Consider the following 25,357-nt stretch of genomic DNA (forward strand, 5'->3'; position numbering starts at 1 on the left):
TGAGCACACGCGTGTGGGCTTCGCATCGGCGAGAATCTGATGCGAAGCCTGACACGTCTGCAGTTGTGGTGCAACAATTCTCACGTGCGCAGCACCGGACCGGGCGGCAGGGTTGATCGCCGCGGCCGCTGCTCCGGATCGATCCCCGCCGGCGGAATAAACCACGGCTTCCGATCGGACCCCATCTTGATTTCCCACTGCCCCGCAAAACCGGCCTTACGGTGAATCAAGGTGTGATGGGACCGGCACAGCAAGGTGAGGTTGCCCATCACCGTCAACCCGCCCTTCGACCACGGCTCGATATGGTGCGCGTCGCACCACGCCGGCACCGCATCACACGACGGGAACGCATACCCCTTGTCGCGGGCGATCAACGCCGTCCGCTGCGCCGCCGACACCAACCGCTTCAGCGGACTGACATCGAGCGGGGCGCCGTGTTCGTCGAGGAGCACCGTCGAGAGCATGCAATCGCACGCCAACATCCGGGTACGGGTGATACTCAGCGGGCCCATCCACGGCATGTGCCCGACATCAAGATCGTCGAGATCGTCGAAGCTCCACACCGGCACGTCTTCGACGTCAGTCTCGTCATCGGGAGAAGCCGAGCGAGAAGTTGAAGTACTAGCGCAGTCCCGATGCTCCGCAAGATCTTTCGCCGACACATGCACATTCACATGCGGACGCTGACCACCATCCACCCCCGTCGCAGCATTATCGAGATACCGACGAATCAACTCCGTCAACGCATCCGCCGTCCGCTTCGCAGCCGACCGAGCATCCGGAGTCCCATCCGCGGCAGGGGTCGGCATCGACAACCCCGACAACGCCGACAAGAGCATTTCGCCGGTCAACGCATCGAACTCACCTTTGATCACCACCCGACCGTTCAACGTCGGCGCGATACGTAGTTCGTTGCGATCGTCGTCCTCCCCAGCCGGGATGTCTTCGGATTCGAAGATCCGCTCCAACACCGCGATGGCGTAGCGGAGTTTCGTGGTGGTCGCCTCCACCCCGGAGGCTGCCGCGAGCAGCGTTTTCATGCAGTGCGGCAGCGCGCGGTCCGGCATCCCTTTCGGTGGAGACTCGCAGAACCCGGTGATCAGCGCGGCATGGTCGACGGTGAGATCCCCGGCATCGAACTGCGCCGCGATATCCGGGAATGCTCGCAAGGCCACCCCGAGGGCGGCGATCTTGATTCCGGCCGCATTCTGCAGCATCGTATTGGCGGCCAGCCAGCGGCCGACACCGCGGTAACACAGCACCGGCTCGTCCGGATGAAGCGCCAACTCGTCGACCGCGGCAACCCGAATGGCTTCCAGCCGAAGGATTTCCGCTGATGCGGTGACCGCAACATCCCGCACGTCGCACGGCCGCAACCGCCACAGCATGCCGCGCACATTCACAGCAGAACCAGTCACAACATCGGCAACTACGGTATTGACGCTCATCGGATCCCCCCATCCTTGCCCCCAATTATACTCGAACATCTATTCGAGTCAAGGCCAAATTCCGGGCGACGATTCAGCGAATCTTCCGAATGCGTTTGCAGCAAACGCCTTTCACCTAAGATTTACGAACACCACCACCAACGACCCGATGCCGGCGCCCCCTGGAACCGATGCATCGATCGCGCCCTACAGCGGGAAGCCCTCGCGGTCGGCATTTACATCGCAGCCGCAACCGTTGTCACAGTGATTCCCCATTTGGACAGGCGCCGCACCGATTGCGCTCGGTCGCATCATCAGGAAGTCCGCTGTTTCTGCTATCGCGACCTCCTTACTTCTCGTGTCTATTGTCCCGAAAGTTGTCCACAACAGACGCATTGAACCTGCGGGTGAAGCGTAAGACTTTCGTCACGACATACCCGTACATCGTAAAGTGATATTCAGCCGCCCGGCTGGCAATCCGATATCCGGATCTACGCTCCCTGCAATGACTTTCGGCACACCGTGATACGCAAACCGTGACGGACCGCCGAACACAAAAAGATCACCGGACTGCAATTCCAGATCTACGTACGGCTTGTTTCGGTTCGAAGTGTTCCCGAATCGAAACAAGCAACTCTGCCCGATGCTCAGGGAGACGACGGGTTCGTCAGTGCGCTCGTCTTTGTCCTGATGCATTCCCATGCGGGCGTTCTCGTCGTAAAAGTTGATCAGCGCAGTATCCGGCGTGTACACCTTTCCCAAATCTCCATACGCCTCGGTTACAGCGTCTCGCCCCATCTCGATCAGCCAATCAGGCAGGGGCGCAACCGGAGCGCCGTTCACGTCGTCGGCTGTGCGTGTGTATTTGTACGGTTGCCAGTGCCAGCCGAGGCAGACGGTTTGCACCGACATCTTGTGCCCACCGGGAATGACGGCGGAACGCATGGGTACGGGCACAGTCGCCCACCGCCGACATTCGCTCACCAGCGTGCGCTGCAGATCAGAGCTGAGCCAATCGGGAACGTGGACAGCTCCTGGTGCCACCTCCATCCGAGGACGGGGAATCAGCGCATTCATGATTTCCACGCTACCCAAACTCTTGACGTCCTCCACCTCGACTCGTATCGTAATCAATAGATTGGTTGATAAAGGAGATGGTTGACAAGTGATCTTGGATCCGGCGGCCGACGAACGCCTCGACAAAGCGTTCATGGCACTCGCAGACCCGATACGGCGGCGGATCATCGCTCGCCTGAGCACGGGCCCCCTGACGGTCAACGAATTGGCCGAGCCGTTTCAGATCACCAAACAAGCTGTCTCCAAGCATATTCAGGTACTCGAAGCCGCCGGGCTGGTGACTCGCAGTCGTGATGCCCAACGGCGTCCGGTACATCTCAACGCTGCCGCTCTCGAAGCTCTGACGGCTTGGATAGATCGCTATCGACTGGTCCACGAACAACAGTTTCGCAAGCTCGATCACGTCCTGAACACCACACAGAAGGAGAGTTAGCCATGGGTACCACCACCAACCCTGTCATCATCACGGCTCCTGAGGGAGTGCCGTTTATCGACATCACCCGCGAGTTCGACGCACCGGTCAGTGCGGTGTTCCGGGCCCATTCGGATCCTGACCTGGTCAAGCAGTGGCTCGGACCCAACGGATACGAGATGGAAGTCGAGGAGTACACCTTCGCCAGTGGTGGCCGATACAAGTACATCCACCGCAATCCCGAGGGTGAGGAGTACAGGTTCAACGGAGTGTTTCACGTGGTTCGCGACAATGAATTTGTCATCCAAACTTTCGAATACGAAGGCTTCCCCGATGTCGTCAGCATCGAATCCATGACGTTCGAAGACCTCGACAACGGCCGTACTCGCCTCTCCGGTCATTCCGTGTACCCGAGTCTCGAAGCGCGCGACGGCATGATTGCGAGCAACATGGAACTCGGCGTCCGCGAAGGCTACGAGCGCTTGGACAAGATCGTCACACAGCTCTGACCGTCTGTTTGCCCGAATACTCACTGCGAAAGGCACTCTCATGGACTGGACCCTCGAAGTTGTCATCGTCCCCGTCAGCGATCTCGAACGCTCCATCGCGTTCTACCGGGATCAGATCGGCTTCAACCTCGATCATCACACGGTGAACGAGCACATGACGGTCGCTCAACTCACCCCGCCCGGTTCGGGTTGTTCGATAGTCATCGGCAACCTCCCGTCGCAGACCGAGATGGCGCCGGGATCCTTGAAGGGACTCCAACTCGTGGTTGCCGACGCGGCGAAGGCGAGAGCGGAACTCATCGAGCGCGGTGTCGACGCCAGCGAGGTCACTGTCTTTGACGAACGTGACGGCGGCACCTTCTTCGGTTTTGCCGATCCCGACGGCAATACCTGGGCTGTGCAGCAATTGAAGGTTCGCGGCGAAAAGCCGCTCATCCCTGTCGAGTACCGGGATCGGTTCGGAGCCTAGAGGACGTCTTCCACACCACATACGCTTCGGGCATACACACTGCGCAGGGACGATAGCCGGCCGCAATCGCGGTCGGCTCATCTGCGAAGAAGACACGACTCGCCACGTAGCCGCCTCGAGCAATGGCCTGCGCTGCTCCACGGCAGTCAAGTCGACCGTAGATCTTGGTTTTCCGGTGCCCTCCCAGCAAACCCGGAGTCTCGCTGTCATACGGCTTGTTATCCGGCCCCCGGAGTACGTACGTCCTATTCGGCATCATGAAGCACCAACCCCAACGTTCGACGGAAACCCGACCTCACGACGCTTACCCCATGCCGCACAGGCACTTTCGACCACCCACGAGATCCGAGAACGGGCCGATCACGGGTCGTGAAGATCAGTGCGTGGCCCTGCTCGAGAACTGTGACAGTACCTTTCGACTGTGCACGCGGACGCTGCTCGACAACCATGAACTCTCCGCCGGTGTGATCGATTCGCGGCCGATCCAGTCCGATCACCACTTGCAGTGGGAACACCAACTGTCCGTAGAGATCTCGATGCAGGGCATTCCAATCTCCGGGCCCGTACGTCAGAAGAATCGGCGTCGGCCGGATTTGGCCGGCTCTGTGGCACTGCACGATCCATTCTTCGAAAGCGTCCGGCCACAGCGCCACGCCACCGAGCTTGAATGCCCATTCCCGTGCCAACGGCAGGAGCTTTCGGTAGAACGCACCTCGTAGCGCCGCGATCGGTTCGGGTACCGGCTCACCGAAGTATCGATACTCCCCTTGCCCGAAGCGGTATCGAACCATGTCGATCGTGCTGCGAAAACGATCGATCTCCTCGTACCACGACGCAATCTCCGCACACTCCGACTCAGTGAGCAACGGACCGCTCTGCGCGCAGCCGATCGCCTCGATTTCGTCGATCAGTGCCGGCCAATCGAGGGAATCGACACGAACGGGCAGATCGCTGAACTGGTCCATACTTGATAGACGACCGGAAGGTGCAGTATGTGAGTCGCCGGTCTCACACTTCCGAGATTTAACTGTAACTTGGCATACTGACTACCCGCGAAGAATGAGGGAGAGCCGTGCCGGATCCAACGCAACGTCCTGTCGGACCTTACTCGTCAGGCGTCCCTGCCGGTGCCCTCGACGTGCGTATGCCGGACTTGGAGCGCTTCGGCCTCCCCCAATTGTGGCGATCGGCAATTATTGCAGTGGTCCTGTCGACGTCCATCATCTTGGCTTTGATCGTCTGGCCGTTCCGCAGACGTGGACGCGCCATTGTCGACGCCGCTGCTGACGGACTGGTGGACGGCTTCATCACCTTGGGTCCGACGTTCGTCAAAATCGGGCAACTCGTTGCGTCGTCGTCGGGAGTCTTTCCCGCCCCGCTGGCCAATGCGTGCTTGCGTTGCCTTGACGACGTTCCGCCCTTCCCCGCTGACCAGGCCCGTGACATCGTCGAATCAGATCTCGGGCACTCGATTTCCGCACTCTTTGCGGAATTCGACGACCAACCACTCGCGGCAGCATCTGTCGCTCAGGTACATGCGTGTGTCCTGCACGACGGACGCGAAGCCGTCATCAAGATTCAACGACCAGACATTTACGCGCGCATGTTGATCGACCTTCGGGCCGCATACTTTGGTGCGAATATTCTGGAAAAATTTGTCGAGTTTCTTCGAATTGCCAACGCTACTGCCATTATTCGCGATTTGCATGCGGCAACGATGACTGAGCTCAACAGTGCCGTCGAAGCTGATCGCCAAACAACCTTCCGAAACAACATCGGAGCATTCGGCGACAACAAGGGCGTTACGACGCCAGAGGTGTACTGGGATTACTGCGGTCCCCGAGTCATCTGCATGGAGCGTATGCGCGGAGTGCCTCTCGATCGATTTGTCGCCGGCCCGGACGGTGTCGACGAGGCCCGGATGCTCATTCGACGCGGCGTGAAAGTGTGGCTCGAATCCGTCATTGTCCACGGTCCTTTTCACGGCGACGTCCACGCCGGGAACCTGTGGGTGCTCGACGACGGCCGCATTGCGATGCTCGATTTCGGCATAGTCGGCGTTCTCCCTGACACGTGGAGGACAATCCTCTCGGATATGTTCCGCGCAACGTTGATCGACGGTGATTTCGCCCGCGTCGCACGAGGTATTCGCGCCTTGGGATATGCCACGGACTACGAGGTGGACGACGACCAACTCGGCTTACAGGTTGTCACCGCGCTGGCTCCGATTCTGGGACGTGATCTGGGTGAACTCAAGCTGAGCGAACTCATCATGGCGCTCGTCAACCTGGGCAAGCAGTGGGGTGTTGCGAGTCCAGAGGAATTGGTCCTTTTCGGCAAGCAACTCGGGTACTTCGAGCGGTACGCAACGGCTCTCGCTCCGGGCTGGGTGATCGGCCAGGACCTCTATCTCTTCAAGAATGTCTTCCCCGAAGATGTTGCCACCAAAGCGCAGCAATTGGGTATCACAATCCCTGATTGATCGCTGTTGCACTCGACCATCGCCGACATTCCCGGCGCGGGCGCTAATCTGAAGCAACACTCGCGCAAGGAGCTTCCAGTGCATCCAGCAGCCGTCACGATGACAGAGCACGAACCAGCCGACAAAGGAGTCGGTGCTGGTGCCGCGACCCTCGGTACGCTCGTCAGCTCTCTCGACAGTTCCGTGATCGAGTTACTCGACAGCCCGGATGGTCTCGGGGTCGAGATACGCTCGATGACACTCCTCGAGACTGGCGATATCGAAGATCCGGAAACCATCGGGGCAATTGCCGATGTCTATCTGCCGGTCGGGATTTCCGTTGATGTATTGATCACCTGGCTACAGGCATTCGAGGGGCACCAACGTCGCCCCAAGCTGATGTTGGTCAAGAATGCGCGCCCAGAAGTTGCGCTCCGGAATGCGGCAAAGAAATCACGGATCGCCCTCGCTGCCGTTCACCCGAAAGCCAGCTCCGGACATATCTATTCACTGATACAGAAATTGCTCACGCAGAGCACATATCGCTCGCGTTCCGCCGAGAGTTCCGCGGCTACCGGCGATTCCGACCTGTTCGCCCTCTCAGAAACCGTCGCAGAACTGACCGGCGGTTTGGTGACAATCGACGACAACGCCCTCCATATCCTGGCGTATTCCGCGGGCCATGAGGGTGAGGACGATCTGCGACAACGATCGATCCTCGGTCGAGAATGGCCGAGCGCGTATACCCAATGGCTCGACGAGCAAGGAACCTTCGAGCATCTACGACGCTCGGACCTCGTCGTAGATGTACCGGCCGAACCGAAAATCGGTGCCGCTCAACGATTGGCAGTGAGCATTCGGCGTCCGGATCAAAGAGCTGACACCACTTCGGATGCGCAACAACAGCATCTCGGAACGATCTGGGTACAGAGCACAGACAAGCCACTCGCCGACGATTCCGATGAGGTACTGCGCGGCGCGGCGGCAGTAGCGTCACGCATCCTGATCAGAACGCTCGACGCATCCAGTCGCGAGAGCACACAAGTGCAGCGCTTGTTCGGCGCAATGGGCGGCGGAATCGATGTCACGTCCCTAGCCGACTCCCTGTCATTGTCCATTGAAGGCCCCGCAGCGCTAGTAGGTTTTTCGACCGGCGATCAGACGCCGGCCGATCTACAGCGGCTGACCAATTCACTGCGACTGCACGCCAGCGCTTTTCGACGCGATGCCGTCACCACGCACATAGTCGACCGGGTGTATGTGCTCTTCCCCCACGCGGAGGAAGACGCACTGATCGGCGAATGGGCCGTTGATACCGTCCGGCACTTGGAAACTCGTTCGCAGGTTGTCGCACGTGCTGCGGTCGCTGTGATGATTCCACGCTTGTACGGAGTCCCCGAGGCCCGCAGAGAAGTCGACCGTGTACTCGACGTTCCCGGGGACAAACCTTCTCGGGTAACAACACTGGCGGCGTCCCGCACGGCGGTCCTGCTCGGCGAGATCCTCGATTTGGTGGGCAGTCACGACCGTCTTCGCGATCCGAGGGTTGATCGACTCCTTTCCTACGACGACAAGAACTCTTCCGACATGCAGTTCACACTCGCGACCTATCTCGCTGCGTTCGGTGACGTGAAAAAGGCTGCGGCACTGCTGAATGTTCACACCAATACATTGAGATACCGCGTCCGTCGCGCCGAGCAAATCATGGGCATCTCGCTCGACGAATCGGATACTCGACTCCTGACAGAGCTGCAATTGGCACTCCTCGCCCGTGGGCCGGCTGAGCCCGAGCGCCTAAGTCCCGATGCCTAAAATCTGATTTTCGCGTATGTTTCCTCAGATGACCCGCACCGCAGCGCAGCGCCCGAACCGCCGATCCGTTCTACGCAGCGCCGCGATCGGCCTCGGTGCAGTCGCTGCCGGTTCTACTCTGGGACCGCTGTCTTCTCTCGGACCCCTGTCCGCGAGGGCCGGGGCTTCCCCCACTCAACTGACCGGCAAGACCGCGGTGGTGGTCGGCAGTGGATTCGGCGGCGCCGTCGCGGCTTTGCGCCTCGGCCAGGCAGGCGTGCAGACCACGGTCCTCGAACGGGGTCGACGGTGGCCGATCCAAGCTGATGGCAACACCTTCTGCACAGTCAACGAGCCCGACGGTCGATCCGCGTGGTTCAGCAACCATCCGCCCATCAACCAGTTGACCCGGCTGCAGACCATCCCCCGGTATCCCGGCCTCATCGACCGGATCGCGGGCAACGGCATCGACGCCGTCTACGGGGTCGGAGTCGGCGGCGGCTCCCTGGCCTTCGGGGCATTCACCCCGCAGCCCCGGCGCAAGGATTTCACCCAGGTATTCCCCAGTCAGATCGATTACGACGAACTCGACCGGACCTACTACCCGCGCGCCAAGAAGATGCTCGGCACCTCGCCGCTACCGGCCGATCTCCTCGCGGATCCTTCCTACAAGGGCGCCCGAGCGTGGCTCGACTACATCAAGGATTTCGGCGGAGAGCCTGTCCTGCATGACTTCTGCGTCGACTGGGATGTTGTGCGCGAGGAGCTTGCCGGCCGCAAGCCCGCTTCCTATTCCGTCGGTGAGGGCCCCTACGGCACCAACTCCGGCGCCAAGAACAGCGTCGATCACAACTATCTTCCGTCTGCCGAGGCCACCGGCAACGTGACGATCCTGCCGTTGCACGAGGTCATGGAGATTCGCGAGATCTCCGGGCAGGACGGATTCGAGGTTTCGGTCAAGCGGATCGACGAATCCGGTGCGGTACTCGAAACAAAAACCCTCGTCGTCGACTACGTATTCATGGCGGCGGGCTCCTTCCATACCTCCGCCTTGCTCGCGACTGCGAAAGCCAAGGGGTCGCTGCCACGGCTGAACGATCAGGTCGGCAAGGGCTTCGGCAACAACGGCGATTTCCTGATCGCACGCGGCTTGCTGCGCCGAGACTGCGGCGCCAAGCAGGGCGGTCCCGGTGTCGCCTTGATGTACGACGACGACAACCCGTACGGTCCGATCTCGATGTCCTGGGAGGCGTCACCGTTCCCGGACATTGCCGGCGGATCGATGATGGCAAACCTGATCCAGGTCATCTCCGATGAACGCGGCTCGATCGATTACAACCCCGCAGTGGGCCGGGCCGAGTTGAACTACCCGCACGGTGAGGCCGACAGCGACGTCGACGCGCGCGGTCGCAACTTCGCGGGCCGATTCCACGAGCGCACCGAGACCCGATTCGGCTCCCCGGCAACCGGTGTCCCGATCTACACGCGGCTCGCAGACTTCGGATCCGGTTGCACCTGGCACGGTCTCGGCGGCATGGTGATGGGCCAGGCCGCCAGCTACGAGGGTCAGGTCCACGGCTACAAGAATCTGTTCGTCGTCGACGGATCTCTCCTGCCGGGCTCGTCGGCTCTGGTCAACCCGGCGCTGACCATTACCGCTGTCGCGGAGCGCTGCCTCGATCACTTCGTCGAATCCCGCGCCTGAACCCGAACTCTCTTTCCTTCCATCACGTTTCCGATCAACGAGACAACGCGCCAAGTAAGTGGCCATTCATGGGTACATAACACTCGTACCCGAATTGAATACCACTTATCTCAGGAGCCCTCTTGCGCACTCGTGGAGCCGTAATCCGTCAAGCGCCCGGCAAGTACGAAGTCGTCGACCTCGAACTCGATTCACCCCGTAGCAACGAACTCACCGTCAAAATGGTCGCCTCCGGTCTGTGCCATTCGGACGACCACATCGCCACTGGTGATCACGGCGTCGGCCGCTACCCCATCTGCGGTGGGCACGAGGGTGCGGGCATCGTCGTCGAGGTCGGCCCGCACACCCAGGGCTGGGCCGAAGGTGACCATGTCATCTTCTCGTTCCTCGCTGCATGCGGCCGCTGCCGCTGGTGTGCAAGCGGAATCCAGAACCTGTGCGACAACGGCGCAGCCATCATGACGGGTGGCCGTCCCGGCGAGGTCGAGAGCTTCCGCATGTCCTTGGACGGTGAGCCTGTTTCACAGACGTGCGGCCTGTCCACTTTCAGCGAATACACCACTGTCAGCACTCTTTCTGCCGTCAAGGTCGACAAGCACCTCCCCTTGGAAACACTGTGCCTCCTCGGCTGCGGCGTCGGTACCGGCTGGGGTGCAGCGGTCAACTCCGCCGAGGTCTACCCCGGCCAGACTGTGATCGTCATGGGTGTCGGCGGTATCGGGATCAATGCCGTACAGGGAGCCGCTCATGCCGGCGCCGCCCACATCATCGCCGTCGATCCTGTCGAGTTCAAGCGTGCGAGCGCCCTGAAATTCGGCGCGACACACGCGGTGTCGACGATGGAAGAAGCAACCGAGATCGCCCGCTCCTTCACCAACGGCCAAGGCGCGGACTCCGCCATCGTGACTGTCGGCGTCACTACCGGCGAGCATGTGGCACAGGCATTCTCGTCGATCCGCAAGGCCGGGACGTGCGTCGTCACCGGACTCGGCAAGATGACCGACATCGGGATACCGGTAAGCCTGTTGGAACTCACCCTCTACCAGAAGCGAATTCAAGGGTCCCTCTTCGGCGCATCCAACCCCACCGCCGACATTCCCTGGATGATCGATCTGTACACGAGCGGAAAGCTCAACCTCGACGGATTGATCACCAACCGCTACACACTGGACACCATCAACGACGGTTTCGCGGACATGCATGCCGGCCGTAACCTGCGCGGAGTCATCAACTTCTGACGCTCCCGAGAAGTTGCGGAGGGTGCGGAAAGCACCCTCCGCAACTTCTGTCGGTGGCAACCGAGACAATGGACTCCGGGTCGAGCGAGACAACGGACACCGGACCGTGTCCACCACTCGACGCAGGAGGGCAAAACGATGACTGCCAACGGTTACGGAGACGTGCGGCCGCTGCGTCCTGACGCCTTGTTCAAGCAGATCGCGATGCCCGGGTGGATCGAACTGCACGTCACGCAGATCAACCTCCGTACTCCCTCCGCCACACGGTATGCCGCCTGCGCGGTGGATGCCTGGCAACGTATGCCAGAAGTAGCGGCGGCCGAACCGGATCGCAGTCGTATGACCATCTGGGCGATACGCAAGGCCGAAAAGGCGGCGCGCCTGGCACAGGAGTCCGAGGCTGCGGCCACACTCGAGCGCCGCCGGTCACCTCGCCTGTCCGATGAAGACATGAAAGCACTTCGCTCCATGCATGATTCAACCGAAGGCAAGTTGGCGTATTCCGCTGCGGTGGTCGCCGCCGATATCGAAAACTCCCCAGCCTGGACGGATCCCCACTTCGCACGCCACCACACTCACGTCGACCTCTTTCGCCAGGTTACCGATATAGCCCTCAGTGCCCGCGGTCTCCTGCGCGCCAAAGAGGAACTGGGACCGAAACCACCACAGGCCTTGGAAAAAGACAGCGACGTGATGGAGGTGTTCCGTCACCACACTCAATTGCACCAGCGCAGATTGGAAGCGATCACCCAACGGCTACAGGGATTGCTCCGCTATCGCGAGAACGTCCTCGCCTGCGAAACCATCATCGAGAAGCGCGAGTGGTTAGCCCAGCACGACCACCGTGGGGAGCGCGCTCAGTTCATTCCCGAGATCACAGATTCTCTTGCCGGCGAAGATCTTCAACGCGCAACCGACGAAGTCGAATACAACACGGCGACTGCACTGGGTGTCCTGGAGGAGAGCGCCCGGCGCCTTTCCCGCGTCATGTCGTAACGACCAACCCGTGACCGATTGCTACACGTCTCGGAACATACGGTCTACTTGATCGATGATCCGTGCTGGGTCAACGGCATGACCTCGATGGTCATGTATGGGAAGAGCGGCAGATTCCAGAGAATCTCGTGCAGTTCGTCAGCGGAGTCGACATCGAAGATGCTGATGTTGCTGAACTGACCCACAATTCGCCACAGGTGCACCCACTTCCCTTGCCGTTGCAGGTCTTGTGAGTACGCCTTCTCCGTAGCGACTGTTTCGGCTCGCACAGTCGGATCCAGATCGCGCGGAATATCGACGTCCATCCGTACGTGAAAGAGTGCCATGTTCTATTCCTCTAGTTCCTGGTCCAGGACTTGACGGCGTCCATGTTCAGTTCCACACCCAGGCCGGGTCCGGAGGGGAGATGCAACTGTCCTTCGGAGTACTTCAGCGGTTCCTGCAGCAGTTCCTCGCTGAAGAGCAGCGGACCGAAGAGCTCTGTTCCGAAGTTGATTCCTGGCTCGGCGCAGGCGAAGTGCAACGAGGCTGCTGTGCCGATCGGACCTTCGATGGACGTTGCACCGTGGCACGCAATCCCCGCAGCTTTCGCGATCGCGACAATCTCTCGACTACGCTGCAGCCCACCGCATTTGGTGGTTTTCAATGCAATAACGTCAGCGGCCGAGCGACGAGCGATCTCGAGTGCGTCGTGCGGCGTCTGCACGCTTTCGTCTGCCATGATCGGAATCGGTAGCAGCCTGCTCAGCTCGGCAAGTACCTCGATTTGATCTGCCGGAGTGGGCTGTTCGATCAGCTCGACGCCCCCCTCAGCCAACCGTGGCAGGTACCGCAAAGCGGTAAATCGATCCCACCGCGCGTTGACGTCGACCCGCACCCCGGCCTGACCGTCGAGAGCCTGCGCAATCTCGACGATGCGCGCGGTGTCCACTGCAGGTTCAAGCGCGCCCATCTTGAGTTTGAAGCTGAAATTCATTCGAGATTCCAGCTTTTCGTGGGCTTCATCAATGATCTCGGCCGCCGGAGCGGCACCCAGAGCCCACGTGACATCCACGCTCTGCCGAAAAGCTCCGCCGAGCAGCGTATGCACGGGCACTCCGAGACTGCGAGCCCAGGCGTCGTGCAACGCCACGTCGACGGCAGCTTTCGCAAAACGTGCGTTGGCCACAATTTTTTCGATATCGAGCATGATCGAAGTGATCTGATCGACTCGTCTACCGATCATCAACGGCGCAATGTACTTCTCGATGATGACCTGCATCGTCTCCACCGACTCACCACCCCACCACGGTCCGCCAGGTACAACTCCTTCGCCGAAACCGACTACACCGTCAGACGTACGGATAGCGACCAGGAGGAGCGGTTGCGCGGTCATCGAAGTGGTGGCGAACTTGTGCGGGCGCACAAGCGGAACGTCGAGGATGGTCGTCTCGAGGGAGACGATCGACAGGTCGGTCATCGAATCACTTTCTTTTGTTGCTGCGTTGAATCAGGCCGGGTCGAGCACGAAGTCGTAAGTAACTCGATTGATTCCGTCGACACCCGGCTTCGGGTCCAGGATCAGTTCAGGCTTGGTGGCAGTGGCAACGTCGTTCTCGATCCACTCTCCCCCGGTGAAGTACAGCTGAGTAGTGACGGTTCGCTTACCCTGTGCCTTCACCATGAGATGCAGGTGCGCCGGACGCCACGGATGCCAGCCGGCCTTCTCGATGAACCATCCGGTGGGGCCGTCAGTCGGAATCTGGTAGGGCGCAGGCTGAATCGTGGTGATCTCGAAATGCCCGTCGGCGTCCACCTCGATGGTTCCACGCAGGTTTCCGTCGGGGATGTGCGGCGCGAAGTGCGAGTAGTACCCCTCGTCGTCTGCATGCCAGAGTTCCACGGTGGCCCCCGCGAGACCCGTACCGTCGAGATCCTTGACCTGCCCTTCGAAGACGAGCTTCGATCCAACCTCGTTGTCACGCATAGGGAGTGTGCACTTGGCCGGCAAGGTCTGCGCATCGGCGACGTAGTAGGGGCCCTCGATACTGCCCTTGGTGCCATGCTGCCCACGGTAAGCAACTTCTTCGACGTTGTGCTCGACGAACACGTCCAGCCACAGCGGCCATTCGCCGAACTGTCCGACGTCGATCAGCCACTGCTTGAGCACGCGGTACTCGGGGTATGTGATGCCGTGCGTGTCGATGACCCCGGCAAGTGCCTCGAGGACATCCTTGGCGATGGCCGAAAGACGTTCGGGAGACGTGTCCGCGGAGACTCGCTCCTGCAGGAACTTGTCGGTGGCGGCATTGCCCGAACCTGCTGCAGTGGGGCTCTCGGAAGTGGTCATGTGTTCCTCCTCGGGAAGTGAATGGCTGTTACCGGGCGGGCGCCGAACTGCTGGGCTGAGTCGACCCCCAAAGTCTGGTTGTACGCTGTGCGTACATCTGTTACGCTGTGCGTACGCTTGTACTGTGCGCGCAGTCACAAGAATTGTCAAACTTTGCATTAAATCGAACTTGATAACCACTGATGAAAGGCCATCCCGTGACCGAGACCGATCGCGATTACATCCAAAGCATCGAGCGCGGTTTTGCGGTTCTCATGGCCTTCGACGAGAACCGCCCCAACCCCTCGCTCGCTGATCTGGCCACCGAAACCGGGCTGTCCAGGCCGGCGGTGAGACGCATACTCCTCACACTCCAGAAACTCGGGTACGTCACCGGAAACAACAGTCGCTGGTCCCTCACCCCGCGGGTTCTGAGTATCGGCCAGCACTACTCCGCATCACACGCCCTCACCGAAGCTGCACTGCCGCGACTCATGGAAATCGCGGAACGCACCCACGAATCAGCCTCTCTCGGCGTCCTCGACGGCGTGGACGTCGTCTACGCCGCCCGCGTACCGGTCCGACGCATCATGAGCATCAACGTGAGTGTCGGAACCCGAGTGCCGGCATACGCCACGTCGATGGGCCGCGCACTACTTGCCTGGGCGCCAACCGAAATCGTTGACAACGTCATCGCCAACTCCACGTTCGCCGCACTCACCCCCACGACGATCACCGACGAAGGTGCATTCCACACTGCACTTCGCGCCGTGCGCGAGCAGGGATACGCGCTCACCTCCGAAGAGTTGGAAGGTGGCCTGATCTCTCTCGCGGCGCCGGTCCGCGACGCGAGTGGAAGCGTCATCGGGGTAACGGCGTGCTCATCCTCGGCGGGACGGACCACCCCGGAAGCTTTCCGTATCGAAGTGGCACCTTTCCTTGTCGAAAAAGCGAACCAACTCAGCGTCGATCTGGGATATCGCGGCTGAACAAAATCCGACGAACACAACGCCCTTGGTCAGGACTAGGCATTTACCTAGTGTGACCCGGACCACACGATGCCATGGTGGATCCAGTACCGGACGCAGTCCCGTCCGGAAGGCAGGCCCAGCAGATTCCGACAGCCTTCGGTAATCGCATCTGGTCGCCTACTCGATCTGGAGGTTACCCATGACGGATATGTTGGACGCTGCCCACAGCACCAGCGAGTTCGCGAGCATCCGCGCCGTTCTCGACGACGCCCTCATCGAGGACCAGGAGACCGGCCGATACCAGGTGCGACGCAGCGTGTTCACCGACGAGCAACTGTTCGAGCTCGAGATGACCCACATCTTCGAGGGCAACTGGATCTACCTCGCCCACGAAAGCCAAATCCCCAATGTCGGTGACTATTTCACCACCTACATGGGTCGTCAACCCATCGTCATCACTCGCAACAAAGAAGGCGAACTGGGTGCGCTGATCAACGCGTGCAGCCACCGCGGCGCGATGCTCTGCCGCCGCAAGACCGACAACCGCACCACGTTCACGTGCCCGTTCCACGGCTGGACGTTCAACAACTCCGGCAAGCTACTCAAGGCCAAAGATGCTCGTACCGGCGGATATCCGGAACAGTTCAACAAGGACGGTTCCCATGACCTGACCAAGGTGGCGCGATTCGAAAGCTACCGAGGCTTCCTCTTCGGCAGTCTCAATGCCGATGTCCTCCCCCTCGAAGAGCACCTCGGCGACACCACGAAGATCATCGACATGATTGTGGACCAGTCCCCGGACGGTCTCGAGGTTCTTCGCGGCGCCTCCACCTACACCTACGACGGCAACTGGAAGCTCCAGACAGAGAACGGAGCTGACGGCTACCACGTCTCGTCGACGCACTGGAACTACGCGGCAACCACCGCCCGTCGCACGGCCGGTGAATCGGCCAACGAGACCAAAGCTATGGACGCCGGCACCTGGGGCAAGCAGGGGGGAGGATACTTCTCCTACGACTACGGCCACCTTCTCCTGTGGATGTGGTGGGGCAACCCCGAGGACCGCCCGCTGTACGAGCGCAGAGCAGAGCTCGAGGCCGAATTTGGTTCCAAGAAAGCCGAATTCATGGTCGGCGCGTCACGCAATCTCTGCCTCTATCCCAACGTGTACCTCATGGACCAGTTCAGCAGCCAGATCCGGCACTTCCGTCCGATCTCGGTCGATCAGACGGAAGTCACGATCTACTGCATAGCACCCAAGGGCGAAAGTGCAGATGCTCGCAGTAATCGCATCCGCCAGTACGAGGATTTTTTCAACGCATCAGGTATGGCCACTCCGGACGACCTCGAAGAGTTCCGCTCCTGCCAGAAGACCTATCAGGCCGGCGGCGCACCGTGGAACGATCTGAGCCGCGGTGTCACGCACCAGGTCGTCGGCCCCAACGATGTCGCGAAAGATCTTGGCATGGACCGAGTTCTCTCCAGTGGAGCCAAGACCGAAGATGAGGGCCTGTACCCGATTCAGCACGGCTATTGGCGTGACGCCATGCTCGCGGCAGTTGATGCCGAAGAAGCCGGCGCCCAGCGTACCGATTCCACCCAGACCAACTGAGGAACTCGATCATGACCACTGCAACCGACACCACGCTCACCCAGCACGCCATCGAGCAGTTCCTCTACCGCGAGTCACGCTACCTCGACGACCGCGAGTTCGAGAAGTGGATCGAGTGCTATCACCCGGATTCCGAATTCTGGATGCCGGCCTGGGCCGACGACGGTGAACTCACCACCGATCCGCAGACCGAGATTTCACTGATCTACTACCCCAACCGGGGTGGTATCGAGGATCGTGTCTTCCGAATTCGAACCGACCGTTCCAGCGCCACAAGCCTTCCCGAGCCTCGGACGGGGCACAACATCAGCAACGTCGAGATGACCTCACAGCGCGGAACCCAGGTGGACGTGCGCTTCAACTGGTTCACCCTCTACTGCCGCTACAACACTGTCGATACCTACTTCGGCACGTCGTTTTACACGATCGACTTCGCCGGCGAACAGCCGCTGATCATGAAGAAGAAGGTCGTACTCAAGAACGACTACATCCATCACGTGGTAGACGTCTACCACATCTGACCGGCACTTCTTCTTCACGAATCGAGCTGTTTTCCATGAGTTTTCAAGTTGCACTGAGTTTCGAGGACGGCATCACACGCTTCGTCGAATGCAATTCCGACGAGACCGTCGCCGACGCGTCGTACCGGGCACGAATCAATATCCCACTCGACTGCCGCGACGGAGCGTGCGGAACGTGCAAGTCCTTGTGTGAGTCAGGCAGTTTCGACGGAGGCGACTACATCGACGAGGCCCTCACTGACGACGAGGCCGAGCAGGGCTACTGTCTGCCGTGTCAGATGGTGCCCGAGTCCGATCTGGTTCTTCAGATTCCCACCACGTCCGCAGTTGCCAAGACCGCCGCCGGTTCGCATGTATCCACGATCACCGAGATAGTGCGACATTCCGATACCACCATCGGGTTTACCGTCTCTGTCGAGAACCGCAGCGATCTGGTGTTTCTGCCCGGTCAATACGTGAATATTCTTGTTCCCGGTACTGATTCGACCCGCTCGTACTCGTTCAGCACCGGCCCTACAGTCGAGGATGCGTCGTTCCTGGTCAAGATCACCCCGGGCGGGTTGATGTCGGACTACCTCAGCGAACGCGCACAGGTTGGCGACACACTCGAACTCACCGGGCCGATGGGAAGCTTCTTCCTGCGTACGCAACAACGTCCGGCCCTGTTGTTGGCCGGCGGCACCGGCCTCGCGCCTCTGCTCTCGATCCTCGAGAAGATGCGTGCCGACGGCTCCGAGTTACCTGTTCACCTGATCTACGGCGTGAGCTCCGACGCCGATCTAGTGGAGCTGGATACGCTGCACAAGTACACAGAACTGCTGCCGCAGTTCACCTTCGACTACTGCGTGGCCGATCAAGGCAGCTCTGCCCCGAACAAGGGTTACGTCACCGGGCTCATCGAACCGGCACATCTCGACGACGGCAATGTCGACGTCTACCTGTGTGGTCCGCCGCCGATGGTCGAAGCAGTACGTCAGCACTTCAAGGACGTGTCGATCACTCCCACGAACTTCTACTTCGAGAAATTCAACACGGCAGCAACTCCTGCACCGGCCACAGAGCTCACCGAAGCGGAGCGTGCAGCAGCTGTCAAAGCTGCTGCCGAGACCGGACTTCCAGCGGTATCGGCGTCCGTTGCGACGGTCGATATCGGCGCCTACGAGATCGGTGAGGAACACCTACCCGTGGCCGAATCCGACGCGCAATTCGACGCCCGGATGGCACTCGAGTTAGGTGCCATGGAACTCACCATCGGCCGACTCACCCCAGCGCAGCTGATCGAATACCGAATCCTGGCCGAGAACTCTGCCGCGTCGATCGAACGCGATCGATTCACGGACGCAGCGGCATTCACCGAAACCAATGCGCTGTTCCACGACTTTCTGTTCCGTTGCACCGGCAACGAGATTCTCTTGCAGGCGTACCACCGCCTCGAGGTCACCGAGCTCATGAACCGGATACTGCGAACAGCAGATTGGGTCGACGAGCACGTTGCGGAAGATCACCTGCACATCGTTCGCGCATTCGCAGAGAACGATCGAACCGCCGCACGCGAGTTGATCGTCGCGCACAGTGAGCATGCCAAGGCCACGATGCGCTGCGCCATCGCAGACAATCACCTGAGCATCGCGCAATGAGCCCGCGAATTTTCGCCGGCCGATTCGACAACCGTGTTGTCGTCGTGACGGGTGCCGCTCAGGGCATCGGCCGTTGTGTTGCCGAAAGAATCTCCGCCGAAGGCGGTTCGGTGGTTCTCGTCGACCGGGCGGAACTCGTACACGAGGTTGCCGGGGCTCTCGAGCGCTCGCATTCCGTCACTGCCGATCTCGAACAGTTCAACGGAGCACAGAGGGCAATAGACCAGGCACACAAGCATTTCGGTCGGATCGATGTGCTGATAAACAATGTCGGCGGAACTATCTGGGCCAAGCCGTACGAGCACTACACACCTGAACAGATCCAGGCGGAAGTTCAACGCTCACTTTTTCCCACGTTGTGGACCTGCCGGGCAGCATTGCCCTACCTGATCGAACAAGCACGCGGCACCATAGTCAACGTCTCGTCTGTCGCGACTCGCGGACTCAACCGCGTTCCGTACGCAGCCGCCAAAGGTGGCGTCAGTGCTATCACGGCGGCACTGGCCATGGAAGTAGCACAGTACGGAATACGTGTTGTAGCAACAGCTCCCGGCGGAACCGAGGCCCCGCCGCGCGTCGTGGCCCGCGGGCCCGGTGCACAGACCGAGGACGAGAAGGTCTGGTACCAGCAGATCGTCGACCAGACGGTCGATTCTTCACTGCAAAAGCGTTACGGCACACTCGACGAGCAAGCCGCGGCCATCACCTTCCTCGCCTCTGACGAGGCGTCGTATATTACCGGCACGGTACTTCCCGTCGCTGGTGGTGATCTCGGCTGACCCGGACTCGAAGTCTCACACCCACTTCTTCCTGATCTCTCGAACGGAGATTCGCCATGTCGTCAACCGAACGTGGTTCCTGGGCAAGCGCCCGCCATCGCTCGTCAGTCCTGTGGGTGGTCGCGATCGCCGCCATCGCCATCCTGTTCGACGGATACGATCTCGTCGTCTACGGCACGATCCTGCCTGTTCTGATGGATGATCCAGGACAGATCGGCGCACTGTCCGCGTCACAGGCCGGCGCGTTAGGTTCGTACGCCCTTATCGGAGTGATGGTGGGAGCGTTGACGTGCGGCGCGATCGGCGACCACTTCGGGCGTCGAAAGCTGATGCTGATCAACATCGTCTGGTTCTCGGTAGGTATGGCGCTGGCGTCATTCGCCACTAGCATCACCTCCTTCGGACTACTGCGATTCTTCACCGGCATCGGTGTCGGCGGACTCGTGGCCACGGCAGGTGCGATGATCGCCGAATTCGCGCCACCTGGACGCCGAAATCTGTTCAACGCCATCGTCTACAGCGGCGTACCGGCCGGCGGCGTGATGGCCTCGATACTGGCGATCGTCCTCCGCGATGCCATCGGCTGGCGCGGACTGTTCCTCATCGGAGCGCTCCCCCTCCTCATCCTGTTTCCGCTCGCGTGGTTCCGCCTTCCGGAATCACCCGTGTGGCTGGTCGCACGCGGACGCATCGACGAGGCAGAAGCCGTGTCCTTGAAGACCGGAATTCCCCTGCCTGTCAACGTAGCTCGACCTAGCGGAGCCGCCGCGGAGAAGGTCGGCTTCCGTGCGCTCGCCAGCAAGCAATATGTCTGGGGCACAGCGCTCCTCGGCCTGATGAGTTTCGCCGGACTTCTCCTCACCTACGGCCTCAACACCTGGCTGCCCAAAATCATGGAGAACGCCGGGTACAACGCCAAGGGATCGCTCTCATTCCTACTGGTGCTCAACGGCGGCGCCATTATCGGCGGCCTTCTCGCCTCCCGGATCGCCGACGTCACCGGACCTCAACGCGTCGTGGCCACAACCTTCGGGCTTGCCGCTCTTGCCTTGCTGCTGTTCACCTTCGGCTTCCCTCTGCCTGTCCTCCTGGCATCGGTGGCTATCGCCGGCGTCGGAACCATCGGAACGCAGGTCCTGATCTATGGATTCGTGTCCAACTACTACTCGACGTCCGCCCGTGCAGCCGGCGTCGCGTGGTGCGCAGGTTTCGGCCGCCTCGGCGGAATATTCGGGCCCCTCATCGGTGGGAGCTTGATCAGCGCAGGTATCAGCTCGGAATCAGCGTTCTACGTCTTCGCAGGCATCGCCGTACTGGGTTGCATTGTCACATTCTTCGTCCCGAAGCAGAATCCTCGTCTCAATGCTGCGGCGGTACCGGCAGAAAAGGAAAACAGCAGTGAGCCCGGCGTTACGGTGGTGGGGTGACCCATCGTGGAGTGCTGGTCGGCCGAGAGCGCGAACTCGCAGCTCTCGGCCGGGCCTTGTCGACGGCGCAGCAGGGGACACCGACGCTTGTGCTCGTGGAGGGGGAAGCCGGCAGTGGCAAGTCGACACTCGTCAACAGGTTCACCGAAGTAACGGCGCAGCACAGTCTTCGGCACGCCCGCGGGCTGGAGTGGGAATCGCAGACCCCTTTCGGTGTGGTTGAGCAGCTACTCGAACACCCGGTCTCCGTCGCCGATCCGGTGTCGGCGGCCAACGAGATTCTCACAGCTTCGGAAGGTCTCACCATCGTTGTGGTCGACGATGCTCACCACAGTGACGTCGAGTCACTCCAAGCCGTTACGTCGGCACTTCATCGCGGCTGGGACAGCCGGCTACTGATCATCTTCATCGCCGAGGAATCGCCACACCTGAGCAAGGCGGTCAGTCGAATTCTCGAGCTTCACTGGGCTCAGCGTCTACACATCAGCCCACTCGACGCCTCCGCTATCACCGAGATCGCGCGGGTGCGCAACGGTATCGATCTCAGCTCCGGTGCCGCACGACAACTTCAGGAATTCACAGCAGGAAACACCCTGGATGTCATATCACTTCTGGATGAGTTACCGCCGACGCATTGGTCCCGCTGGCACCGCACGTTGCCGCTTCCACGGCACCGAGCTGCGTCGATTGCTCATGACCTCGCGACGTGCAGCGATGATGGGCGCACGCTCGTCGAGGCAGCTGCCGTACTAGGCAACGGCACCATGTTGTCCCACCTCTCGCAGTTAGCCGACGTCGAAGACATCGTGGGCGCCCTGGACAGCGCCTGCGCGAGCGGTCTACTCACAATCCACGAACAGCGCGGCAGCACCGAAGTATCCTTTCGAGGTCCGATGATCTCGGCTGCGGTGAACGCGACGTTGGGTCCCGCTCGGTTGCACCAACTTCACCTGCGCGCGGCCGACATCGCCTGGGGCGACGGCGAGCGCTTGTTCCACCTCGCTGCCGCGAGCACCACCCACAACGAGAACCTCGCCTCGGATCTGGTCGGTTACGCTGCATTACGAGCCGTCGAAGGTGCCTGGTCCGAAGTTGCCGACGCTTTGGTCACGGCCAGCCGCCTTACGGTCGACAAGAGCGAGCACGAAGATCGCCTCCTTCGAGGGGTCGACGCACTGACCGGATCCGGTGATATTCCGCGGGCAATGGTCTTCGCACCCGAAGTCGAAAGCATCACACGTAAGCCGCTTCGCGACGCCGTGCTCGGGTACCTCGCTATCCATCGCGGACGCCCCACCGAGGCCGACGGATTGCTGATGCGCGCCTGGGATAGTTGCCCGGCGAATCTCGAACCTGGCACGTCGGCGTTGATCGCTCAGCGCATGGTCCTGCATTCGCTGGCCAGGCTGGACGGAGCGGCCCTGGTCGAATGGGTCGACCGCGCAGTTGACTTGGTGGGCCCCGCCGATCCCGCTGCAGTCGAGTCCGAGGCAATCAAGGGCCTCGGGCTGGGTGCTACCGGGCACGCCGCCCAAGCCCTGGCCGCATACGAAGAGCTCTCCGACCGGGTTCGCCCCGGAGCTCAAGCCCAGCGGTTCCAGATGGGTCGCGGCTGGCTCGAACTTGCACTCGATCACCCCGAATCTGCCCGCCGTGACCTGGAAAGCGCTGTATCCACCGAGTTCTCCAGCGGTTCGGCGCGGATCTCACTGTGGGCACAGGCCTGGCTCGCTCGCACCCAGTTCGCGCTGGGCGCTTGGGATGATGCCCTGACGACGGTCGGAAATGCGGGTGCCGAACTCGATCGATTCGAGATCGAAATAGTTCGGCCACTCGTTCATTGGTCCGGAGCTCAAATACATGCCTTGCGTGGAAACTGGGACCTGGCTCGCGACCACGTGCGTCGGGCGCATGCCGGTACCCACTCGTACGAGATCATGTATATCCCTTCCCTTCTTGCGAGAGCCCAGTTCGCCGAAGCGGCAGCGGACTATCCCGACGTCCTTCTGGCGCTGGCGCCGCTGACATCGAGCAGCGCGCAGCGATGGCTCGACGAACCCGGATTCTGGCCTTGGGTCGATCTCTATGCCAACGCTCTGGTCATGGTCGGTCGAGTGGACGACGCCGACGCATTCTTGCGACCGCACGAGAGGACAGCCCGAAAGCGTAAACACCGTTCGGCAACGGCCCGGCTCGGCTACGTACGTGGCCGAATCCATGGTGCGCGAGGCGAACTCGACGCTGCACGCGAATGTTTCGACGAGGCTCTCATGGGGATCGCGGAGCTACCGCTTCCCTACGACCGCGCTCGGATCAACTTCGCCTACGGCCAAACACTTCGTAGGGCTGGGAAGCGCGGGGACGCCGATGTTGTCCTCCGCGCCGCTCGTTCGCTGTATCTGGCACTGGGCGCCGGTACGTACGTGGATCGTTGCGATCGAGAGCTACGAGCCGGAGGGTTGAATCTCTCTCGCGGAGACAAGGGAATCGCCGACCTGACTCCGCAAGAGCGTGCGGTTGCCGACCTCGTCGCCGCAGGCAAGAGCAACAAGGAAGCTGCAGGTGAATTGTTTCTCTCCGTCAAGACTATTCAGTATCACCTCACCCGCGCGTACGCGAAGCTCGGATTGCGTTCACGCAGCGAGCTCGCGGCATTCTTCCGCGAGCGTGGACTCTCCGATCCGCACCAGAGGACCTGAAATATGACAAACACCCGCGCTGACCAAACGCCGGCACGCGTCGTAATGGAGCCTGTGCCGCAACCTGTTCACCGACTGCGGCAAGTCCTGCGTGACTTCGGCGGAATGTACGCCGCGAACGCCGTCATCGGTATCGTCTTTTCCGCGACGGGCCCGGTGGCGGTGATCCTGGCTGCAGGATTGGCCGGAGGACTGAGCCAAGCACAGTTGGCGTCCTGGCTTTTCGGCGCATTCTTCGTCAACGGAATCCTGACGATTACCGCGTCCTGGCTCTATCGCCAGCCACTGGCCTTTTTCTGGACCATTCCGGGAACCGTGGTCGTCGGCGCGTCATTGGAGCACCTGCCCTGGGAGCAGGTACTCGGTGCTTTCTTCGCCACCGGCCTTCTGATATTGCTTGTCGGATTGACCGGATGGATCAGACCGATCATGTCCGCGCTCCCCATGCCCATCGTAATGGCAATGGTTGCAGGGGTTTTCCTTCATTTCGGCACTGATTTAGTCGAGGCACCGGCACACGACGCAGCCATCGCGCTACCGATGATTGCGACCTTTGTTGCACTCAGCGTGTTCACGAAGGTCGGCCGCTTCGCTCCTCCCGTCCTCGGCGCGTTGCTCGTCGGCGTGATCATCATCGCTGTATCCGGGCGATTCAATTCCGGTGGCAACACCCACGAGTGGTTCGCGCATCCAGTCCTGACCACTCCACAATGGTCCTGGCAGGCAATGGTCGAACTGGTTGTGCCGCTGGCCATCACAGTCATCGTGGTTCAGAACGGGCAAGGCATCGCGGTGTTACGCACGGCCGGGCATCAACCTCCCATCGGAACTGTGACAGTTGCCTGCGGCGCCTTCTCACTTGTCAATGCAGCAGTGGGATGTGTGTCGACCTGCCTCACCGGCCCGACCAACGCTCTGCTCTCGGCGTCCGGTGAGCGAACAAGGCAATACACCGCCGGCATTTTCTGTGGACTACTTGCCGTTCTCTTCGGTTTGTTCGCACCGACATTCGTGGCAATGATGCTGGCCACGCCCGCAGCATTCATCGTCACTCTGGGTGGTTTGGCAATGCTGAAGCCACTGCAGGGCGCCTTCGTCACCGCATTCGGCGGCCGATTCACTTTCGGCGCCTTGGTCGCATTTCTGGTGACGATTTCCGACGTCGAACTACTCAACATCGGCGCCGCGTTCTGGGGCCTCGCATTGGGTGTCATCGCCTCGCGAATCCTCGAGAGCAAAGACTACGCCGCCACCTGACATGCGATTATACGCATTATTTACTTTGACAACCATTTGCAATAAGGGCTAGATCTATAGC

At 60.7% G+C, this 25,357-nt stretch carries 23 protein-coding genes; 16 read left to right on the top strand and 7 right to left on the bottom strand.

The window, feature by feature from the left end:
* Window positions 1-80 precede the first annotated feature (80 nt).
* On the bottom strand, window positions 81-1,448 hold the full coding sequence (locus BDB13_RS02895) for an HNH endonuclease signature motif containing protein (protein ID WP_094270325.1): 1,368 nt from the start codon (window positions 1,446-1,448) through the stop codon (window positions 81-83).
* 405 nt (window positions 1,449-1,853) lie between these two features.
* Complete coding sequence (locus tag BDB13_RS02900) at window positions 1,854-2,504, bottom strand: alpha-ketoglutarate-dependent dioxygenase AlkB family protein (RefSeq protein ID WP_217902115.1); 651 nt, start codon at window positions 2,502-2,504, stop codon at window positions 1,854-1,856.
* An 88-nt stretch (window positions 2,505-2,592) separates the two neighbouring features.
* On the opposite strand from BDB13_RS02900, the gene BDB13_RS02905 reads away from it, so the two are divergent.
* From BDB13_RS02905 to BDB13_RS02915, 3 genes are read left to right on the top strand one after another with little or no spacing between them, the layout of a single operon-like run.
* A complete protein-coding gene (locus tag BDB13_RS02905) occupies window positions 2,593-2,937 on the top strand; it encodes an ArsR/SmtB family transcription factor (protein ID WP_094270326.1) in 345 nt (114 codons plus the stop codon).
* 2 nt (window positions 2,938-2,939) lie between these two features.
* Window positions 2,940-3,425 (top strand): SRPBCC family protein, encoded by a 486-nt coding sequence (locus tag BDB13_RS02910; RefSeq protein WP_094270327.1) that lies wholly within the window; start codon window positions 2,940-2,942, stop codon window positions 3,423-3,425.
* A 40-nt stretch (window positions 3,426-3,465) separates the two neighbouring features.
* Window positions 3,466-3,894, top strand: coding sequence for a VOC family protein (locus tag BDB13_RS02915; protein ID WP_094270328.1), 429 nt, complete (start codon window positions 3,466-3,468; stop codon window positions 3,892-3,894).
* On the opposite strand, the gene BDB13_RS02920 is transcribed toward BDB13_RS02915, so the two are convergent.
* Together BDB13_RS02920 and BDB13_RS02925 are read right to left on the bottom strand one after the other, a co-directional pair.
* Complete coding sequence (locus tag BDB13_RS02920; protein ID WP_094274629.1) at window positions 3,857-4,150, bottom strand: Ada metal-binding domain-containing protein; 294 nt, start codon at window positions 4,148-4,150, stop codon at window positions 3,857-3,859. The two genes, BDB13_RS02915 and BDB13_RS02920, sit on opposite strands and share 38 nt — an antisense overlap.
* A complete protein-coding gene (locus tag BDB13_RS02925) occupies window positions 4,140-4,859 on the bottom strand; it encodes a 2OG-Fe(II) oxygenase (RefSeq protein WP_094270329.1) in 720 nt (239 codons plus the stop codon). Before BDB13_RS02925 ends, BDB13_RS02920 begins: the two co-directional genes overlap by 11 nt.
* Window positions 4,860-4,966: 107 nt before the next feature.
* Here BDB13_RS02925 and BDB13_RS02930 point away from each other — a divergent pair, with 107 nt between their 5' ends.
* The 5 genes from BDB13_RS02930 (at window position 4,967) to BDB13_RS02950 (ending at window position 12,085) form a co-directional block, all read left to right on the top strand.
* A complete protein-coding gene (locus tag BDB13_RS02930) occupies window positions 4,967-6,376 on the top strand; it encodes an ABC1 kinase family protein (RefSeq protein ID WP_094270330.1) in 1,410 nt (469 codons plus the stop codon).
* A gap of 78 nt (window positions 6,377-6,454) precedes the next feature.
* Window positions 6,455-8,167 (top strand): PucR family transcriptional regulator, encoded by a 1,713-nt coding sequence (locus BDB13_RS02935; RefSeq protein ID WP_254922683.1) that lies wholly within the window; start codon window positions 6,455-6,457, stop codon window positions 8,165-8,167.
* 28 nt (window positions 8,168-8,195) lie between these two features.
* A complete protein-coding gene (locus BDB13_RS02940) occupies window positions 8,196-9,851 on the top strand; it encodes a GMC oxidoreductase (RefSeq protein ID WP_094274631.1) in 1,656 nt (551 codons plus the stop codon).
* Between the two features lie 122 nt (window positions 9,852-9,973).
* Complete coding sequence (locus BDB13_RS02945; RefSeq protein WP_094270331.1) at window positions 9,974-11,089, top strand: NDMA-dependent alcohol dehydrogenase; 1,116 nt, start codon at window positions 9,974-9,976, stop codon at window positions 11,087-11,089.
* Window positions 11,090-11,227: 138 nt separating this feature from the next.
* Complete coding sequence (locus BDB13_RS02950) at window positions 11,228-12,085, top strand: hypothetical protein (protein ID WP_094270332.1); 858 nt, start codon at window positions 11,228-11,230, stop codon at window positions 12,083-12,085.
* Window positions 12,086-12,129: 44 nt separating this feature from the next.
* Here the strand turns inward: BDB13_RS02950 and catC are convergent, their stop codons facing one another.
* From catC to catA, 3 genes are read right to left on the bottom strand one after another with little or no spacing between them, the layout of a single operon-like run.
* A complete protein-coding gene (gene catC, locus BDB13_RS02955; protein WP_094270333.1) occupies window positions 12,130-12,411 on the bottom strand; it encodes a muconolactone Delta-isomerase in 282 nt (93 codons plus the stop codon).
* Window positions 12,412-12,422: 11 nt separating this feature from the next.
* Window positions 12,423-13,544, bottom strand: a complete 1,122-nt coding sequence (locus tag BDB13_RS02960; RefSeq protein ID WP_094270334.1) for a muconate/chloromuconate family cycloisomerase — start codon at window positions 13,542-13,544, stop codon at window positions 12,423-12,425.
* 30 nt (window positions 13,545-13,574) lie between these two features.
* A complete protein-coding gene (gene catA, locus BDB13_RS02965; protein WP_094270335.1) occupies window positions 13,575-14,414 on the bottom strand; it encodes a catechol 1,2-dioxygenase in 840 nt (279 codons plus the stop codon).
* Window positions 14,415-14,611: 197 nt separating this feature from the next.
* Here catA and BDB13_RS02970 point away from each other — a divergent pair, with 197 nt between their 5' ends.
* The 8 genes from BDB13_RS02970 to BDB13_RS03005 all read left to right on the top strand — a co-directional run bounded on the left by BDB13_RS02970 (window position 14,612) and on the right by BDB13_RS03005 (window position 25,296).
* Window positions 14,612-15,382 (top strand): IclR family transcriptional regulator domain-containing protein, encoded by a 771-nt coding sequence (locus BDB13_RS02970; RefSeq protein ID WP_094274632.1) that lies wholly within the window; start codon window positions 14,612-14,614, stop codon window positions 15,380-15,382.
* A 181-nt stretch (window positions 15,383-15,563) separates the two neighbouring features.
* Complete coding sequence (gene benA, locus BDB13_RS02975) at window positions 15,564-16,976, top strand: benzoate 1,2-dioxygenase large subunit (protein ID WP_094270336.1); 1,413 nt, start codon at window positions 15,564-15,566, stop codon at window positions 16,974-16,976.
* An 11-nt stretch (window positions 16,977-16,987) separates the two neighbouring features.
* Complete coding sequence (benB, locus tag BDB13_RS02980; RefSeq protein WP_094270337.1) at window positions 16,988-17,497, top strand: benzoate 1,2-dioxygenase small subunit; 510 nt, start codon at window positions 16,988-16,990, stop codon at window positions 17,495-17,497.
* Window positions 17,498-17,532: 35 nt separating this feature from the next.
* Window positions 17,533-19,134, top strand: a complete 1,602-nt coding sequence (benC, locus tag BDB13_RS02985) for a benzoate 1,2-dioxygenase electron transfer component BenC (RefSeq protein WP_094270338.1) — start codon at window positions 17,533-17,535, stop codon at window positions 19,132-19,134.
* Window positions 19,131-19,913: a 1,6-dihydroxycyclohexa-2,4-diene-1-carboxylate dehydrogenase gene (locus BDB13_RS02990; protein WP_094270339.1), complete on the top strand. Its 783-nt coding sequence runs from the start codon at window positions 19,131-19,133 to the stop codon at window positions 19,911-19,913. The genes benC and BDB13_RS02990 overlap by 4 nt, the downstream gene beginning before the upstream one ends.
* Window positions 19,914-19,969: 56 nt before the next feature.
* Entirely contained in the window at window positions 19,970-21,340 is a 1,371-nt protein-coding gene (locus BDB13_RS02995; RefSeq protein ID WP_094270340.1) for an MFS transporter, read from the top strand.
* A complete protein-coding gene (locus BDB13_RS03000; RefSeq protein WP_094270341.1) occupies window positions 21,337-24,039 on the top strand; it encodes a LuxR C-terminal-related transcriptional regulator in 2,703 nt (900 codons plus the stop codon). The genes BDB13_RS02995 and BDB13_RS03000 overlap by 4 nt, the downstream gene beginning before the upstream one ends.
* Window positions 24,040-24,042: 3 nt before the next feature.
* Window positions 24,043-25,296 carry a benzoate/H(+) symporter BenE family transporter gene (locus BDB13_RS03005; protein ID WP_094270342.1) on the top strand — a complete coding sequence of 418 codons (1,254 nt, stop codon included), beginning with the start codon at window positions 24,043-24,045 and terminating at the stop codon, window positions 25,294-25,296.
* Window positions 25,297-25,357 lie beyond the last annotated feature (61 nt).

The sequence above is a fragment of the Rhodococcus sp. OK302 genome (assembly GCF_002245895.1).
Taxonomy (GTDB): domain Bacteria; phylum Actinomycetota; class Actinomycetes; order Mycobacteriales; family Mycobacteriaceae; genus Rhodococcus_F.